Below are 15,252 nucleotides of genomic sequence, written 5' to 3'. Positions count from 1 at the left end.
TCACGGCCTTCCCCTGCAAAAGAATCTTAGCCCAGGATCGCCTTGAGGTCTTCGTCGGGCGTGGTCACGGGCATGATGTTCCACTGTTCCACCAGCACCTTGAGGATGTTGGGGGACACGAAGGCAGGCAGCGTGGGCCCGAGGCGGATGTTCTTCACGCCCAGGGCCAGCAGGGTCAGCAGGATGCTCACGGCCTTCTGCTCGTACCACGAAAGCACCAGCGACAGCGGCAGATCGTTGACGCCGCACTTCAGGGCATCGGCCAGGGCCAGGGCCACACGCACGGCGGCGTAGGCGTCGTTGCACTGGCCCACGTCCAGCAGGCGCGGGATGTCGCCCAGGCTGCCCAGCTCCTTGTCGAAGAAGCGGAACTTGCCGCAGGCCAGGGTCAGGATCAGGCAGTCGGCCGGGATCTTCTCCACCAGTTCGGTGTAGTAGTTGCGGCCGGGACGGGCGCCGTCGCAGCCGCCCACCAAAAAGATGTGGCGCAGCTTGCCCTGGGCCACGGCATCCAGCACGGCGGGCGCGGCACCCAGCAGGGTCTCGCGGCCAAAGCCGGTCAGCACTTCCTTGCCGGGCACGTCTTCGGCGAAGCCGGGCAGCTCCAGGGCCTTCCGGATGACGGCCGAGAAGTCACGCCCCTTGCAATGGACCAGACCGGGCCAGGACACGTTGCCGGAGGTGAAGACCTTGTCGGCGTAGTCTTTGGGGTCCTGGATGCAGTTGGTGGTGAAGAGCACCGCGCCGGGGAAGGCGGGCAGCTCCTTCTGCTGGTTCTGCCAGGCCGTGCCGTAATGCCCGGCCAGATGCGGGAAGGCATGCAGCAGCGGATAGGCGTGGGCGGGCAGCATCTCGCCGTGGGTGTAGACGTTGATGCCCGTGTCGCGGGTCTGCTCCAGCAGGGCCAGCAGGTCGGGCAGGTCGTGGCCGGAGATGAGGATGGCCTTGCCCTTGCGCCGGCCCAGGGAGACGGGCGTGGGCACGGGCGTGCCGAACGTACCGGTATTGCCCGCTTCCAGCAGCTCCATGGCGCGCAGGTTGGCCTTGCCGCATTCCAGCACCAGCCCCAGCCAGCCGTTGAGGTCGTGGCTCTCGGGGTCCAGTTCGGTGCCGGCACGCAGGCCGCGATACAGGAAGGCGGCCACGTCGGGATCACGCTGGCCCAGCTCGGCGGCATGGTCGGCATAGGCGGCCACGCCCTTGAGGCCATAGAGCAGGATCTGCATGGCGGAGCGCACGTCCTCGTCGTCGGACAGGCGGTCGATGGCGGTTTCCCGCAGATCCAGGGCAGCCAGAGGCGTGGGGGCCGGGGCACCGGGCACACGGGCGGCCAGGGCCGTGGTGCGCTCCAGGCATTCTTCCTGCACGGCGCGCAGGGAGACGGGATCGAAATTCACATTGGTCAGGGTGGAGAACAGGGCCTTGAAAGCGAAGTCGTCGGTGGCGGTGTCCACGATGCCGGCGTCACGGGCCATCAGGGCCACGGCCGCCAGTTCGCGCAGCTGCCAGACCAGCTTGTCCTGCTGGATGGCCACGGCCTCGTTCTTGCCGCAGATGCCAAGGCGGGTACAGGCCTTGCCTTTGGAGGTCTGTTCACACTGGTTGCAAAACATGGGGGGCTCCTTGTGCTGAGGGGGATGGGTGTCTGTCCATGACACTAGAACACATCTCCCCGGCTACAACTGTGACCATCGTCACAAAACAGGGAATCTTTTCACAGATCCGCCGGAGTGCCGGACGATGCGCGGAAGATCCCGCCCCGTGCGCTCACTTCCAGAAGCGTTTCCATCCGGAGGCGGGCTCCTCACGGCCGCTCTGCAAACTGCCGCCCAGCCCCAGCCGGTGATCCAGTTCCGCCAGCCACGCCGCGGCCGCCGCGCCGTGTTCCAGCTCCAGAGAGCGGTGGCAGGACAGCACGTCCTCCACTCTGCCCCGCCAGAACGACAGCTGCGGTTCCAGCAGGTCGAGATCGGGATGCCTGTCCACCAGCGTACGCAGCCCGGCGCTCACACCTTCCGCATCGCACAGCCGGGCCAGCTGGCGACGGCGCTTCCAGCCCGGACGCCCCTGCGACCAGACCAGGGCCAGATGCAGGACGAAACGCTCGTCCGCCGTGGCCTCCCGCCGCCGGTTGCCGGGCAGTATGCCCCGCACGGCGCCCAGGACGGCAGTGGTGCCGCTGCTGACGGCTCCGGCCACGGCCTGTCCCGCACCGATGACGGCACCGGCACCGGAGCTCACGGCCCCCACGACGGCCGTACCGCCGCGCGCCACCGCCTGACCGGCAGAAGCGGCCCCGTCGCTCACCGCACCGATGACCGCGCTGGTGCCGCTGCTCACCATGTCCGCCACGGCCCCTGCCCCGCTGCCGACGCTCCCCATGACGGCACTGCCACCGCGCAGCACGGCTTTTTCCGCACTGGCGGCACAGTCGCCCACAGCATGGATGACGGCGCTCGTGCCGCTGCCCAGGGCATCCGCCATGGCACCGGCCCCATTGCTGACCGCTCCGGCCACGGCCTGTCCCGCACCGATGACCGCACCGGCACCGGAACTCACGGCCTCGGCCACGGCCGTGCCGCCGCGCGCCACGCTCTGGGCGGCGCCCCGGGTCTTTTCCAGGGCGCTGTCGGCCACGGTGCCCACGGTCTCCGAGATCTTCTGCCCCATGGAGGCAGGCAAGTTCACCAGCTGCTTGCGGAAGGCCTCCACGATGGCCCCCACGGTCTCCCGGGAGATCTCCGCCAGCATGGTGCCCGCCTCCCGGACGCAGGCCTGCTGCCGGGCCTCTTCCCTGCCCAGGGCAGCGAAACGGAAGGCACTGCGCGTGACCACACCGGCCCGGATGGCCAGCAGGCAGTTGGCCGCCCCGTCGATGACGGCGGACGTGCACTGCTGCATCATGGGCCCCATGAGCGGCACGCTGGAGGCCGCCATGGCGGGCGTGACCGCGGGCAGCAGCTCGTTCATGCTCTCGGTGATGGTCCTGGGGATGTCCAGGGCCTCGATGGAAAAGGAAATGAACGTGGCCGAGGAGACCGTGCTGTAGACGCTCCACAGTTCCGCCGGGGTGGGACGCTGGTTGTAGATGCCGGAGACCCGCCAGACCATGCGCGCCAGCGAGACGAACACGATGAGCGCATCCAGACGGCCGTTCTGGGACAGGGCCGTGCCCAGGAACACCCGTTTGGCGCTGTTGCGGATCTCTTCCCCGGCACGGGCGTCCAGCACGTCGAGGGCCTTTTCCAGAAAATGCTCATCCGTGGCGCGGAGGCCTGCGGCACGGACATGGGGATTCTTCTTCAGGCGGCGTTCCAGTTCACGGGCAAAGGCCTGACGTTCCGCCTCCGTGGGATCGTCACGCAAGACCAGACGGGGCGCACGGGCAAACCAGGCCAGGCCCAGCCAGAGCACGGTGCCTGCCTCCAGCGCCAGCAGGGACACGAAGGCCAGCCAGCCCCAGCCGGGAGCCAGCACTTCCACCGTCTGGAAGGCCGTCAGGTCCAGCTGGACCAGCAGCATCAGGATAACGAGCATGAAAAGGGCCGCAGCCGCTTTCAGCAAAGTCGAGATAAACGTCATGTCAGCTCCCTGTACGAAGGAAGGATGAGGGGACCCGCCCGCGAAGAACAGTCACGAGAGCAGGCACGGGCCTGCCGGAGCGACTCTGCCGCGCGACGGAACCGTTCACAACTCAACACGGGGCGCGTCAGCAGGATGTCAGGAACGGGGGATAGGGATCTGCGGAGCACCGAAGGCCCCGGAAAGGAGGAAGGAAGGCGCAGGCGCGTGCACTCCCCGGCAGGACCGCCGGAACGATCCGTGGCCAGGGGCGCGACCTGTCAAAAAAGGACGGCAGGAGGACCTGCCGTCCCGTGACTCACTTCAGAGCGGCGACACGGTCAGCCAGAGCCATGATGGTGTTGGCGTAGACCGTGGAGTGGTTGTAGCGCATCAGCAGGGCATGCTGGCGCTCGCGGGAAAGCCCGGCCTTCCAGCCGTGCCGGGCAAGATAGTGGGAAAGGCTGGCCACGGCATCGGGCACGGTGAACAGGTCCACACGGCCGTCGCCGTCACCGTCCGCACCGTAGGTAGCGATATTGGACGGCATGAACTGGCACAGGCCCACGGCGCCGTAGATGGAACCGGGCAGATGTTCCGGCGGCACGCGGTCGCGCAGCATGTGCTCCACCAGGGCCCTGGTCTCCTTGTAGGCCCAGTCCGCACGCTTGGGCATGGTCTCGGCGATCCAGTCCATGTGCCGCTCATGGTCGCGCAGCTGCGGCAGCCAGTCGCTGATGCTCTCCGGCGTCCGGCTCACGGCCATGCTGGCCAGGGTGTAGAAGGCGTTCTCCGAGGTATCGCCCAGCACCTTGCCGAGGCGGGTCTCCACGAACAGCAGGGACGCCGCGATGGACGAAGGGACGCCGTAGCGCTGTTCCGCCTGACGGAAGGCCTTGCTGTTGGCCGTGATGAACTGGCGGCACAGACGCGCGTTGGCGTCCGTGACCACGCCCTTGTAATACTGCGCCTGCGGCTTGTCCGAAGGCGGCGCGGGAAAGAACTTGCGATTGTAGAGGGCCTTGATCTTGCGGCCCATGGGCGACTGGGTGGGCGTGGCGGGCAGGCCCGCCAGCAGGGCGTCCACCTTGGGCCCGGAGATGCCGTCGGCAGCCAGGCGGCGCGACAGATCCTGCCACACGGGGGCCACGGCCGGAGCGGACGGGCGTGCGGTGGTCCTGGGCGCGGGGGACGCCACGGGCGTCACCGCAGCCGGAGCCGCGGGGGAAGGCCCGAGGGAACGCTCCCTGATGCCGTCATCGCCGCCGCCATCCGCGGACGGCGGCTCCAGGATCACGGTGCCGCCGGCCACCACGTCATCCACGGGCTCCTTGCCGCCGCAGGCAGCCAGCAACAGGCAGAACAGGGCACACAGGACAAGGCGCAGGGCCCCGTGTCCGTCCCTGATGGAGATGCTCATGCTAAACCTCCTGAAAAGTCCAGACCACACGTCCCAGCATGCGGCGCTGCAACAGGGCGGCATCCAGGAACGTTTCGGGGTAATCCGGGGACTGGGCCCTCAGGACATAGCCCTGCTGCGGGCCGTCCAGAAACACCTGGCGGACCACCACGCCTTCCAGCGGGGCGAACAGGGCGTAGGTCCTGCCGGAGACAGGAGCCAGATCCTCCATGTCCACCCCGATGTAGGCACCTTCGCGCAGCAAGGGCTCCATGGCCTGGCCGCGCAGACGCAGCACCTGCAGCGAGGGCCGCAGGAAGGCCTGCGGCAGGGGGACCCTTCCGGAAACGGACAAGGCGGGTCTGGGGGCTTCGTCCGTATAGATACAGGCCATGTCATAAACGTCCACCACGGTGGACCGGGTAAAGTCGTCTCCGTAGCAGGCCACGGTCTCGGCCAGGGCCTGGGGGGCTTCCTGGGGGCAATAACCTTTTTCCGTACGCAGATAGAGGGGCCCCACCCCGTACTTGAGCCAGTCGGGGTTGAGGCCAAAACGCTCGAAGAGCTTCATGTACCAGTCGCCCGGCACAGAATCACGGCGCTTGGCGTCCGAGATGCTGGACTGGCGGATGTTGAGCAGTTCCGCCAGCTCCACCTGGGTACGGCAGTTGGTGGCCAGCTTGATGCGTTCGTAGATTTCCGTAAAGCCCATGGTCCACCTACTTCTGCAGATCCAGCAAGGGCACCCGGCTGCCCAGCACCATCTTGCTGTTCTCCTTGAAGGACTTGCGCAGGGCGTCGAGCCAGCGCTGATAGGAATAGAATTCCGGCGACTTGCCGTAGGCCGCGGCGTAGACGGCGGCCGCCTGGGCATCGCCCTGACCGTAAAGCACCTGGGCCTCACGGTTGGCCTCGGCAAGGATGAGGGCCTTCTGGCGGTCGGCATCGGAACGGATGCGCGTGGCCTCTTCCTGGCCTTCGGAACGGTACTGCTTGGCCTGGCGCTCACGCTCGGCCCGCATGCGGTCAAAAATGGAGCGCTGGTTCTCCGTGGGCAGGTCGGTGCGCTTGATGCGCACGTCCAGGACCTCCACCCCGTAGGGCTTCATGAGGTCGGAGACCTTTTCCGTCACGCGGGTCATGATGGTGGCGCGCTCCTTGGAGACCACCTCGGTCAGGGTGTAGGCGCCCACCAGGGCCCGCAGCTGCGAATAGACCACGTCGTCCAGGCGGGCCTGCGCACCGGGGATGGTACGCATGGTGCGGTAGAACTGCAGGGGATCGCTGATGCGCCAGCGGGCGTAGTTGTCCAGCACGATGGTCTTCTTGTCCACGGTGAAGGCCTCGCGCGAGCTGGCGGCGTAGTCGAGCACACGGGCGTCGAAATAGACGACCTTCTGGATGAAGGGCAGCTTGAAGTGCAGGCCGGGCCGGTAGATCTCGGGCAGAGGATCGCCCAGCTGGAGCACCAGGGCCTGCTGGGTCTGGTGCACGGTGAAGCAGCACTGGGTCACGAAAACGGCCAGCACCAGCAGCAGGACACCGTAAAGGAGGGGATTCTTGGTCATTATTTCTTCTCCGAGGGCAGGACGCCGAAAGCGGGCGTACCCGGAAGAGGCATATGCGGCAGCACCTTGCCGGAGACCCCGCTGTCCAGCAGGGTCTTGTCCTTGGAAGCGGCCAGGATCTCTTCCATGGTTTCGTAATACAGGCGCTGGCGGGTCACGTCGGGAGCCTTTTCGTATTCCTGGCGCAGCGCGTCGAAACGGCGGGACTCGCCTTCGGCCTGCTGCAGGCGCGCCACCCGGTAGGCTTCGGCCTTGTTGAGGATGGCCGCGGCCTCACCGCGGGCCTGCGGCAGCAGGGCGTTGCGGTAGGCTTCCGCCTCGTTGATGATGCGGCTCTTGTCTTCGCGGGCACTGGCCACGTCCTTGAAGGCATCGCTCACTTCCTGCGGCGGATGCACGTCCTGCATCTGTACGGCCAGCACCTGGATACCGGCCTCGTAGCGGTCCAGGACCTCCTGGAGCAGCACCGTGGCGTCGCTCTGGATCTTCAGCTTGCCGTCGGTGATGGCCGAGTCGATGAGGCTGTTGCCGATGACCTCGCGCATGGCGGCCTCGGCGGCGTTACGCACCAGATTGGTGGGGTCGCTGATGTTGAACAGGTACTTGACCGCGTCGCTGATCTTGTACTGCACGCTGAACTGGACGTTGACGATGTTCTCGTCACCGGTGAGCATGGAGGCTTCCTTGGGCACGCTGCGCAGCTCGCCCTGGCGGAAGGTGGTGGCCTGCCCGGTGGAGCGGAAGCCCACCTCGCAGCGCAGCACCTGGGTCACCTGGGGTTTGTAGACGGTCTCGATGGGAGCGGGCAGCGCGTAATGGGGGCCGGGGCCTTCGGTGCGGTCGTACTTGCCGAAGCGCAGCACCACGCCCTCCTCGTCAGGGTTGACGATATAGATGCCCGACAAGAGCCACAGGCCCACCAGGCCCAGTACCAGCCAGATCACCATGCCGCCCGGCATCTTCATGCCGGAAAGCTTTTTCAGGGCATTCCTGCCGTCGAAGCCGTTACCGTCGCCCCCGTTGCCGGAAGGCGAACGCCGGGCGCGCCGGGGCTGCTCGTCCTGAGTGTCGTTATCATCATCACCGAAGAGCGGACGGGAGGGGCGCTGCCCCTGCTGCCGTTGCCGTTTTTCCTGCAATTTATCCCAATCCCAAGTCATGTGGAGGACATCCCTTTTGCTGAATGGGGTTAAAGAACGCCTTAGGACCGGCGATCACAGCCGGAATGTCCGGCCCGTACGCCGTTGCCCGCGGCAGGAACCATCCTGCCGGAAGCCCGCTCATCCTGCGGGACAGGCCTGACGCGCACGGTAAAGGCTACAAATATTAAGTTGATACGTCACTGTGGTCAAGGCGAACGGTCTTTCTTGACGACCGGGCGCAAAAGACAGGCATTATGGCAAGAAATACCTGTCCTCTGTCAGCATGCCCGCCTTTCCGCATCATGCCAAAAAAAGTAAAACAGGGCCGCGGCGGCACCACTCCTCTGTTCATTCCTGTAAAGATTCAAAAGAGTCATACCTCGCTGACGATGGGGACGACCACCGGATCACGTTCCAGGACCCGGCGGAAAAAGCGCCGCAGCGAGGCCCGGATGCCTTCCTGCAGACGGGTGAGCTGGCCGGGGCGGACGGATTCGATCTCGTCCAGCACCAGGCATTTGGCATCTTCCAGCACATGGCTGTAGTGCTGCTCGAACACGAAGCCCTTGGAGAACATCTCCGGCCCGTGCAGCACGCTGCCGGTCTCGGCATCCAGCACCAGCACCACGATGACCATGCCCTCGTCGCCGAGGATGCGGCGCTCGCGCAGCACGGCCGAGCCCACGTCGCCCACGCCCTTGCCGTCCACCAGCGTGCATTCCACCGGCACGGGCGGCTCCAGACGGATGCCGTCCGGCAGCAGGGTCAGGGGACAGCCGTCCTCCAGCAGGACCACGTTGTCGGGCTTGACGCCGCACTCGCGCGCCAGCTGCCCGTGCTTGAACAGATGGCGGTACTCCCCGTGTACGGGCACGAAATATTCAGGCCGCACCGCGCCCAGCAGTTCGCGCAATTCGTCACGGTGGGCGTGGCCCGAGGCGTGGATGGCCCGCACGCTCTCGTACAGGACCGTGGCCCCCAGGCGATACATCTCGTTGATGAGGCGCGACACGGCCTTGACGTTGCCGGGGATCATGCGCGAGCTCATGACCACGGTGTCGCCCTTGCGGATGCTGAGCTGGCGGTGGCCGCCCAGCACCATGCGCGACAGCGCGGACAACGGTTCGCCCTGGGCGCCGGTCACCACCAGCACCAGCTGCTCGTCGGGCAGATCGGGCACGCCGTTATGGGCGTTGAAAAAGCTGGGCGGCAGCTTGGCGATGCCCAGATCGCGGGCCATCTCGATATTGTTGGCCAGAGACTTGCCGCTGATGACCACGGTGCGCCCGCGCTCGCGCGCCAGGTCGAAGACTTCCTGGATGCGCTGGATGTGGCTGGAGAACAGCGTCACCACGATGCGGCCCGGGGCCTCGTCGAAGACCTTGCCCAGGGACTCCATGACGGCCCTTTCGGTAAGGGAACGGCCGTCGCGCTCTACATTGGTGGAATCGGAGAACAGCAGGCGCGCGCCCTCCGGCCCGGCGAAGTCGCGAAATGTCGCCAGATCCGTGCCGCTGCCGGCCAGGGGCTGGGGATCGATCTTGAAGTCCCCGCTGTGGACGATGCGGCCCACGGGCGTCTCCACGCCCAAGCCGAAACCTTCGGGGATGGAATGGCACACGGGGAAAAAATGGAAGGTCATGTCGCCCAGGGCCACCTGGTCACCGGGCTCCACCGGGCACAGCTCCACCCAGTCCAGCAGCTCGTGCTCCCTGAGTTTGTGCTCCACCAGGGCCAGGGTGAAATAGGAGCCGTAGATGCGCGTGCCGCGCAGCTGGGGCACCAGCCACGGCAGGGCGCCGATGTGGTCTTCGTGGCCGTGGGTCAGGACGATGCCCAGCAATTTGTCGCGCACGGCGCTCACCGCGCCGAAATGCGGGATGACCACGTCCACGCCCAAATGGAAATCATCCGGGAACATCAGGCCGCAGTCCACCATGACCACGCCCGCGGAAGTCTCCCACAGCTGGCAGTTGAGACCGATCTCCCCCAGACCACCCAGGGGGGTCACTGTCAAAAATTGTTCAGAATCACTCATACGGGACCGTCTATTTTCTTCTGGCGGCGCCACCTTCCCGCAGCAGGTCGGGATGATATTCGCCCATGGCTACATAGATCTGGGAAAGGGCCGTCAGGTAGTCGGCCTTGGCACCGGTCAAAGAGGACTGGGCCGAAGTGAGATTGGCCGAGGCGTCCAGTACGTCGAAGTTGGTGCCCACATGTTCGTGGTAACGGGCCAGGGCCACGTTATAGGCCTCCGTGGCCTGCGCCACGCTGTTCTGGGCCACGGCGATGCGCTTGCGGGCCTCCTGCACGGCCAGATACTTGGACTTGATGTCGTAGCCCACTTCCAGCTTGAGGTTCTCCTGCTCGTAACGCATCTTGGTCACCTGCCAGCCGGCCTGCTTGTCGGCATAGTAGGTGGTGCCCCATTCGAACACGTTCCAGGTGGCCTGCGCCCCCACTTCCCAGTTGGTGACGTGCGAGCCGTTCTCGCCGGAACGCTGCATGCCGGGCGTATTGCCGCTCTGCGTCATGCTGTAATAGCCCTCGATCTGGGGATAGTAGTCGCTCTGCACTTCCTTCTGGCTCTTGCGGGCGATCTCCACGGCCTTCTGGGCCACATACAGGTCGGGGCGCTGGCGGTAGGCCAGCTCCAGACACTGCTCCAGCGTATAGCGGAAGCCCACTTCCTTGAGCGTACCGGTATAGGTATTGACGGCCGTGGCGTCGAAGCCCAGCAGGGTATTGAGCCTGGCCAGGGCGGTGGCCTGGGTGTTCTCGGCCTCGATGAGCAGGCTCTCGGCCTCGCTCACGTCCACCTCGGCCTGGAGCACGTCCAGACGGGGGCTCAGGCCCACTTCGAAATAGGCCTGGGCGATGCGCAGCTGTTCGCGCAGGCGGGTCAGGCTGTCGCGCATGCTGCGGGTGTTCTCACCGGCTTTCAGGTATTCCAGGAACGCCGTCTGCACCTGCTCGGTCATGTCCAGCTCGGCCTTGCGCAGCGAGGCCTTGTCGCTGTCGGCCTGCAGGGCGGCCTTCTGGTAGGTGGAGAGCAGGCGGAAGCCCTGGAAGATGGGCTGGGTCACTTCGATGCCCCAGCTGTAGACGCCCATCTTGGGGTTCTTGGTGCCCATGGTGGCGGAAGGATCACGCTTGCTCTCGGTCTTGGTGGCGGAATAGCTCACGCCCAGGCGCGGACCGAAGGCACCGCGCGCGGATTTTCGCCCTTCTTCGGAGGAACGGCTCTCGGCTTCCTGCGCCCCCAGGCCGGGGTTGAAGCGCAGGGCATGCTCCACGGCATCGGACATGCCGATGCTCTTGCCCGCCACGGGCCTGTCCGCCGTCTCGGCCGAGCGCTGGCCGCTATAGACGGGCTGCCGGGCAACGGCATCCTGCCGGCCGGCGGACGCGGCAAAAGAAGTCTGGGAAGACCCCAGCAGGACCACGCACAAGACCGCCGTGCCCAGATGCCGGACACAGCGTCCCCGGAAGGAAGAAAAGCTTTTCATCAACATAGGTCGCAGCATACACCCTCACCGGCGGGCTTGCAATGCGCTTGTCGGCGGCCTGGGCAAGGGCGGCGCGGGATAGCGGCCTTTTGTCCGCAACACTCCACATTTCGATCGTTTCACCTCTTTTTTGCAAAAAACGCATTGCGGCAGCCCGGCCCATATGCAGAAAAAGACATAATAAAAACAATATATTAAATATTATTTTTTCTTTGGCACGCTGCTTGCTCAGCTTGTGAACAACATCACATCGGAGCAAGCCATGATCATTATCCTCCTGGCCGTCGCCCTCATCGTCGGCGGCCTCATCGGAACAGTAGGCGTGGGCGGCATCCTGCTGATCCCCGCCCTGAGCGGCCTTGGCGGCCTGACGACCCATGCGGCCATGGCCACGTCCCTGTTCAGCTTCATCTTTACCGGGCTTCTGGGTACCTGGCTGTACTGCAAACACGGCAGCATCCACTGGGGCATCACCATACCCGTCTGCATAGGCGGTCTTGTGGGCGGCTACCCCGGGGCCCTGGCCAACGCCATCGCACCGGCCTGGATCCTCAACCTCATCCTGGGGTGCATCATCATCTTCGCGGGCATCTATGCCCTGTTCCCCGCCAAAGGCGGCACCATCACCTACCGCCCCGGTGACGGCCGGCAGCGTCTGCAACTGCTGCTCATCGGCGCCACCGTGGGATTCGGCTCGGGCCTGACCGGCGTGGGCGGCCCCGTGCTGTCCGTGCCCCTCATGGTCATCCTGGGATTCACCCCCCTCACCTCCATCGCCACCAGCCAGGTCATCCAGATCACGGCTGCCACTTCCGGCTCCATCAGCAACTTCGCCAACGGTTTCGTCGACCTGCACATGGCGCTTCTGGTCACGGTGGCCGAGCTCGCCGGTGTCGTGGCCGGCGCGAAGCTGGCCCACAGCGTCTCGTCCGGCATCCTGAAAAAAATGGTTTCTGTCGTCTGCATCGTCGTGGGCGCATTCATCTTCGTCCGCGCCCTGCTGCAGGCCTGATCGAAAAGACCCCCAACGTCAAAAAATCCCCAACAAGGAGAAAAACCATGCCTCTCAACCTCCAAGAACGTCCCATCTTCATGATTGGTGCCGAACGCTCCGGCACGACCCTGGTCATGGCCCTGCTGGGTTGCCATTCCCGCATCGCCGTTCCGGAAGTGGTCTGGTACTATCCCCGCTTCTACCCCTATCTGCACACCTACGGCGACCTGTCCGTCGAAGCCAACTTCCGCACTCTGGCCCAGGAGATGGTCTTTGGCCTCAAGACTCCTTTCTGGGGGATGAAGGTCAACCCCCGTACCATCGTCGATGAAGTCATCGAGCTGGCCCCCGAACGCAGCTTTGCCGGTCTGTACGCAGGTATGCACATGCGTTTTGCCCAGTATGTGAACAAGCCCCGCTGGGGCGAAAAAACGCCGCACAACCTCTACTTCGTGGGCCCCATGCACCACGATTTCCCCAATGCCCAGTTCATCTACATCACCCGGGACGGCCGTGACGCCAGCGTAGACTACATGGAATCCTCCTTTGGCCCCACCAACATCTATTGCGCGGCCCAGTCCTGGAAGCGCTGCTGGAACGCCGTCAAGGAATGGCGCGAACCTCTGCGTGAAAAAGGTCTGTGGCTGGACGTGCGCTACGAAGAGCTGGTGCGTGAACCGGAAAAAGTCATGCGCGGCGTGTGCGAGTTCCTGGGCGAGGACTTCGAAGAAGGCATGTTCGATTTCTACAAGACCGATATGTGCAAGGCTCGCGGCGCTTCCCGCGACCATGCGCCTCTGGGCAAGCCCATCAGCGACAAGTATATCGGTATCCACAAGGATCTGCTCTCCCTGCGTGACCAGCGCATCTTTGCGGCCGTGGCCGGCAAGGAGCTGGAAGAAGCCGGCTATACCAACACGGTGGAGCCCGAGATGCCCAGCCAGCGCATGGTCGAAAAATATCTGGAATTCGACGGCCGCATCCGCGCCGCCACCCTGGATGGTTTTGAAGGCCACATCGTCTTCGAGAGCTATAATGACTGGCTGGTGGACCAGCGTGAAGAACGTCGCAAGCAGGGCCTGTGGGATCCCGCCACGTCCCCCAAGGTTTTCCCTGCCGGCGATCCCGACGAGGAATACATCATTGGCCTGCGCGCGTCCGACAAGTGGAAGAAGCACTTCTCCATCAAGCGCCGCTATGTTGGTGATGTCGTCCTTTAGGACGCCCGGCCATCTGTAGTCTGCCCGGATCCCTGCGGGCGGCATGATATCGAGGGGCGGGCCACACGGCCCGCCCGGAATAAGGACTGGAGCCCGTCATGTCTGAATCGTCGTCTTCTTCCCGTCTGCTGTACCTCCTAGGAGGGCCGGCCCTGTTGCTGCTTGCCTTGGCCATGCCCATTTTCGGCCCCATCGAATCCCGCTTCGGCTTCGGCATCCTGTTCTGGATGGTCTTCTGGTGGATCACCTGCGTCGTTGACATCAAACTGACCTGCCTGGTGCCCATCTTTGTGGCCTGCGTGTACAGCTACATGCCGCTGGGCAAGGTACTGCAGGCCTATGTGCATCGTGAAGCCGTCCTCATCGTCGGCGCCACTGCCATCACCTGCGCCTGGGTACGCTGGGGCTTTGCCCGCCGTCTGGCCCTGAACTTCCTCATGCGCGTCAACGGCAGCGTGCGTGCCCAGACCGCCGGCTGGTTCCTCCTGTGCGGCGTCACGTCCTTCGTGGTGGGCAACACCACGGTGGCCGCCATGTTCGCGCCCGTGGCCGTGGCTTCGCTGATGTACTCCGGCTTCAATACCAATGAGCAGCGCTGGCATTCCAAGGCCGCGTCGAACATCCTCATCGCTGTGGCCTGGGGCGCCAGCGTGGGCGGCATGGCCACCCCGCTGGGCGGCGGCCAGTCCGTGGTGACCTATGGCCTGCTCAACAAGTACCTGGGGCACGACATCTATTTCATCGACTGGACCCTGCGCATGGTGCCCGTCTCCCTGCTGGTCATCGCCGGTGTGGGCCTTATGATGTACTTCATGCACACGGATATGGAGCGCTTCAGCGGCAGCAAGGAGTTTTACCGGCAGGAGCTGGAAAAGCTCGGCCCCATGACCTATGAGGAAAAGGTCTCCCTCTACGGTTTCGCCCTGGCCATCCTCCTGGCCGTCCTTCAGCCCCTGTACGCTCCGTACACCAAGGGGCCCCAATGGGCCTGGCTCAAGCCGACCCAGCTGTTCTGCATCATCCCGCTGCTCATGCTGTTCTGGCCCGCCCGCAACGCCAAGGATGAGACCATCCTGTCCGTCAAGGCCCTGCGCGAGCATTTCCCCATCACCATCCTCTTCATGTGGCCCGCCTCTGTGGCCCTGAGCAAGATCTTGGCCACCACGGGCGCCGGTACGGTGTTCGGGAGCTGGATCACGCCCCTGGTCGGCATCAATGACACCCTGTCCATCGTGGCCTGGAGCGTGGCCTCCAACGCCCTGTCCCAGGTGACCAGCGATACCGCGGCCGCCGGTGTCATGGTGCCCCTGGCCATCGAATCCATGGCCAACTGGCGCGGGCTGGCCTTTGGGGCCGTGCCCTGGGTCTGGGTGACGGGCTCGGCCATCAGCTGGTCGTACGCAGTGGCTTCCGCCACCGGTGCCCAGGGCATCGTGGCCGGTTATGGCGCCAACCTCCGCACCATGTTCGTCTGGGGCATGATCGCGGCGCTCATCTCCGTGCTGCTGACGATCCTCTACTTCTGGTTCACCGTCGTGGTCCTCGGTCTGGACTTCTACATCATGCCGCCGGTGTAGCGACCATGTTTCCCGCCATGTCCGGCCTGTTCCCTCGCTTCCGGGCCCGGCATGGCGGCAGATATTCGGCAAGGCGGCCGTGCCGCCCTTCCGATCCCGCGGCGGGGTACACCACACCTCCCCCGCCGCTCCGGGGCTGTCGTACCGAGCGACAGTCCCGGACCTGCATTGACAGCCGCGACATCCCAAGGCAATTTTATGGATAAAGATGAGAAAACTAGCTAATGCATAGACGATACTGAAAGATGTCGTCCGTCGCCTGTCTTTGCGGGCCCCCTG

At 64.9% G+C, this 15,252-nt stretch carries 11 protein-coding genes; 3 read left to right on the top strand and 8 right to left on the bottom strand.

From position 1 onward, the window contains the following. Positions 1 to 26: 26 nt before the first annotated feature. The 8 genes from hcp to ACQRAG_RS09225 form a co-directional block, all read right to left on the bottom strand. Positions 27 to 1,613: a hydroxylamine reductase gene (gene hcp / locus ACQRAG_RS09260; protein WP_204625368.1), complete on the bottom strand. Its 1,587-nt coding sequence runs from the start codon at positions 1,611 to 1,613 to the stop codon at positions 27 to 29. A 154-nt stretch (positions 1,614 to 1,767) separates the two neighbouring features. Continuing rightward, positions 1,768 to 3,582, bottom strand: a complete 1,815-nt coding sequence (locus tag ACQRAG_RS09255) for a DUF697 domain-containing protein (protein ID WP_427804020.1) — start codon at positions 3,580 to 3,582, stop codon at positions 1,768 to 1,770. A gap of 298 nt (positions 3,583 to 3,880) precedes the next feature. Beyond that, on the bottom strand, positions 3,881 to 4,981 hold the full coding sequence (locus tag ACQRAG_RS09250) for a lytic murein transglycosylase (RefSeq protein WP_337629729.1): 1,101 nt from the start codon (positions 4,979 to 4,981) through the stop codon (positions 3,881 to 3,883). A 1-nt stretch (position 4,982) separates the two neighbouring features. Next, on the bottom strand, positions 4,983 to 5,672 hold the full coding sequence (locus ACQRAG_RS09245) for a LexA family transcriptional regulator (RefSeq protein WP_204625365.1): 690 nt from the start codon (positions 5,670 to 5,672) through the stop codon (positions 4,983 to 4,985). 7 nt (positions 5,673 to 5,679) lie between these two features. Further along, positions 5,680 to 6,528, bottom strand: coding sequence for a protease modulator HflC (gene hflC, locus ACQRAG_RS09240; RefSeq protein WP_204625364.1), 849 nt, complete (start codon positions 6,526 to 6,528; stop codon positions 5,680 to 5,682). Next, positions 6,528 to 7,688, bottom strand: coding sequence for an FtsH protease activity modulator HflK (hflK, locus tag ACQRAG_RS09235; RefSeq protein WP_204625363.1), 1,161 nt, complete (start codon positions 7,686 to 7,688; stop codon positions 6,528 to 6,530). Before hflK ends, hflC begins: the two co-directional genes overlap by 1 nt. Positions 7,689 to 8,043: 355 nt before the next feature. Then, positions 8,044 to 9,708 (bottom strand): ribonuclease J, encoded by a 1,665-nt coding sequence (locus ACQRAG_RS09230; RefSeq protein ID WP_006009140.1) that lies wholly within the window; start codon positions 9,706 to 9,708, stop codon positions 8,044 to 8,046. A 10-nt stretch (positions 9,709 to 9,718) separates the two neighbouring features. Continuing rightward, complete coding sequence (locus tag ACQRAG_RS09225; protein ID WP_297137567.1) at positions 9,719 to 11,200, bottom strand: TolC family protein; 1,482 nt, start codon at positions 11,198 to 11,200, stop codon at positions 9,719 to 9,721. 244 nt (positions 11,201 to 11,444) lie between these two features. Here ACQRAG_RS09225 and ACQRAG_RS09220 point away from each other — a divergent pair, with 244 nt between their 5' ends. From ACQRAG_RS09220 to ACQRAG_RS09210, 3 genes are all read left to right on the top strand, one after another. Next, positions 11,445 to 12,194 carry a sulfite exporter TauE/SafE family protein gene (locus ACQRAG_RS09220; RefSeq protein WP_329968406.1) on the top strand — a complete coding sequence of 250 codons (750 nt, stop codon included), beginning with the start codon at positions 11,445 to 11,447 and terminating at the stop codon, positions 12,192 to 12,194. A gap of 47 nt (positions 12,195 to 12,241) precedes the next feature. Next, on the top strand, positions 12,242 to 13,396 hold the full coding sequence (locus ACQRAG_RS09215; RefSeq protein ID WP_418735981.1) for a sulfotransferase family protein: 1,155 nt from the start codon (positions 12,242 to 12,244) through the stop codon (positions 13,394 to 13,396). 98 nt (positions 13,397 to 13,494) lie between these two features. Then, positions 13,495 to 14,973, top strand: a complete 1,479-nt coding sequence (locus ACQRAG_RS09210) for an SLC13 family permease (protein ID WP_168935131.1) — start codon at positions 13,495 to 13,497, stop codon at positions 14,971 to 14,973. Positions 14,974 to 15,252 lie beyond the last annotated feature (279 nt).

The organism is Desulfovibrio sp. SGI.230 (assembly GCF_050313065.1).
Lineage (GTDB): Bacteria > Desulfobacterota > Desulfovibrionia > Desulfovibrionales > Desulfovibrionaceae > Desulfovibrio.
This window is presented reverse-complemented; position numbering and strand designations above follow the sequence as displayed.

Excerpts from the sequence above, each read along its gene's own strand:
- hcp (WP_204625368.1), bottom strand. The coding sequence starts at position 1,613 with ATGTTTTGCAACCAGTGTGAACAGACCTCCAAAGGCAAGGCCTGTACC.
- ACQRAG_RS09255 (WP_427804020.1), bottom strand. The coding sequence starts at position 3,582 with ATGACGTTTATCTCGACTTTGCTGAAAGCGGCTGCGGCCCTTTTCATG.
- ACQRAG_RS09250 (WP_337629729.1), bottom strand. The coding sequence starts at position 4,981 with ATGAGCATCTCCATCAGGGACGGACACGGGGCCCTGCGCCTTGTCCTG.
- ACQRAG_RS09245 (WP_204625365.1), bottom strand. The coding sequence starts at position 5,672 with ATGGGCTTTACGGAAATCTACGAACGCATCAAGCTGGCCACCAACTGC.
- hflC (WP_204625364.1), bottom strand. The coding sequence starts at position 6,528 with ATGACCAAGAATCCCCTCCTTTACGGTGTCCTGCTGCTGGTGCTGGCC.
- hflK (WP_204625363.1), bottom strand. The coding sequence starts at position 7,688 with ATGACTTGGGATTGGGATAAATTGCAGGAAAAACGGCAACGGCAGCAG.
- ACQRAG_RS09230 (WP_006009140.1), bottom strand. The coding sequence starts at position 9,708 with ATGAGTGATTCTGAACAATTTTTGACAGTGACCCCCCTGGGTGGTCTG.
- ACQRAG_RS09225 (WP_297137567.1), bottom strand. The coding sequence starts at position 11,200 with ATGCTGCGACCTATGTTGATGAAAAGCTTTTCTTCCTTCCGGGGACGC.
- ACQRAG_RS09220 (WP_329968406.1), top strand. The coding sequence starts at position 11,445 with ATGATCATTATCCTCCTGGCCGTCGCCCTCATCGTCGGCGGCCTCATC.
- ACQRAG_RS09215 (WP_418735981.1), top strand. The coding sequence starts at position 12,242 with ATGCCTCTCAACCTCCAAGAACGTCCCATCTTCATGATTGGTGCCGAA.
- ACQRAG_RS09210 (WP_168935131.1), top strand. The coding sequence starts at position 13,495 with ATGTCTGAATCGTCGTCTTCTTCCCGTCTGCTGTACCTCCTAGGAGGG.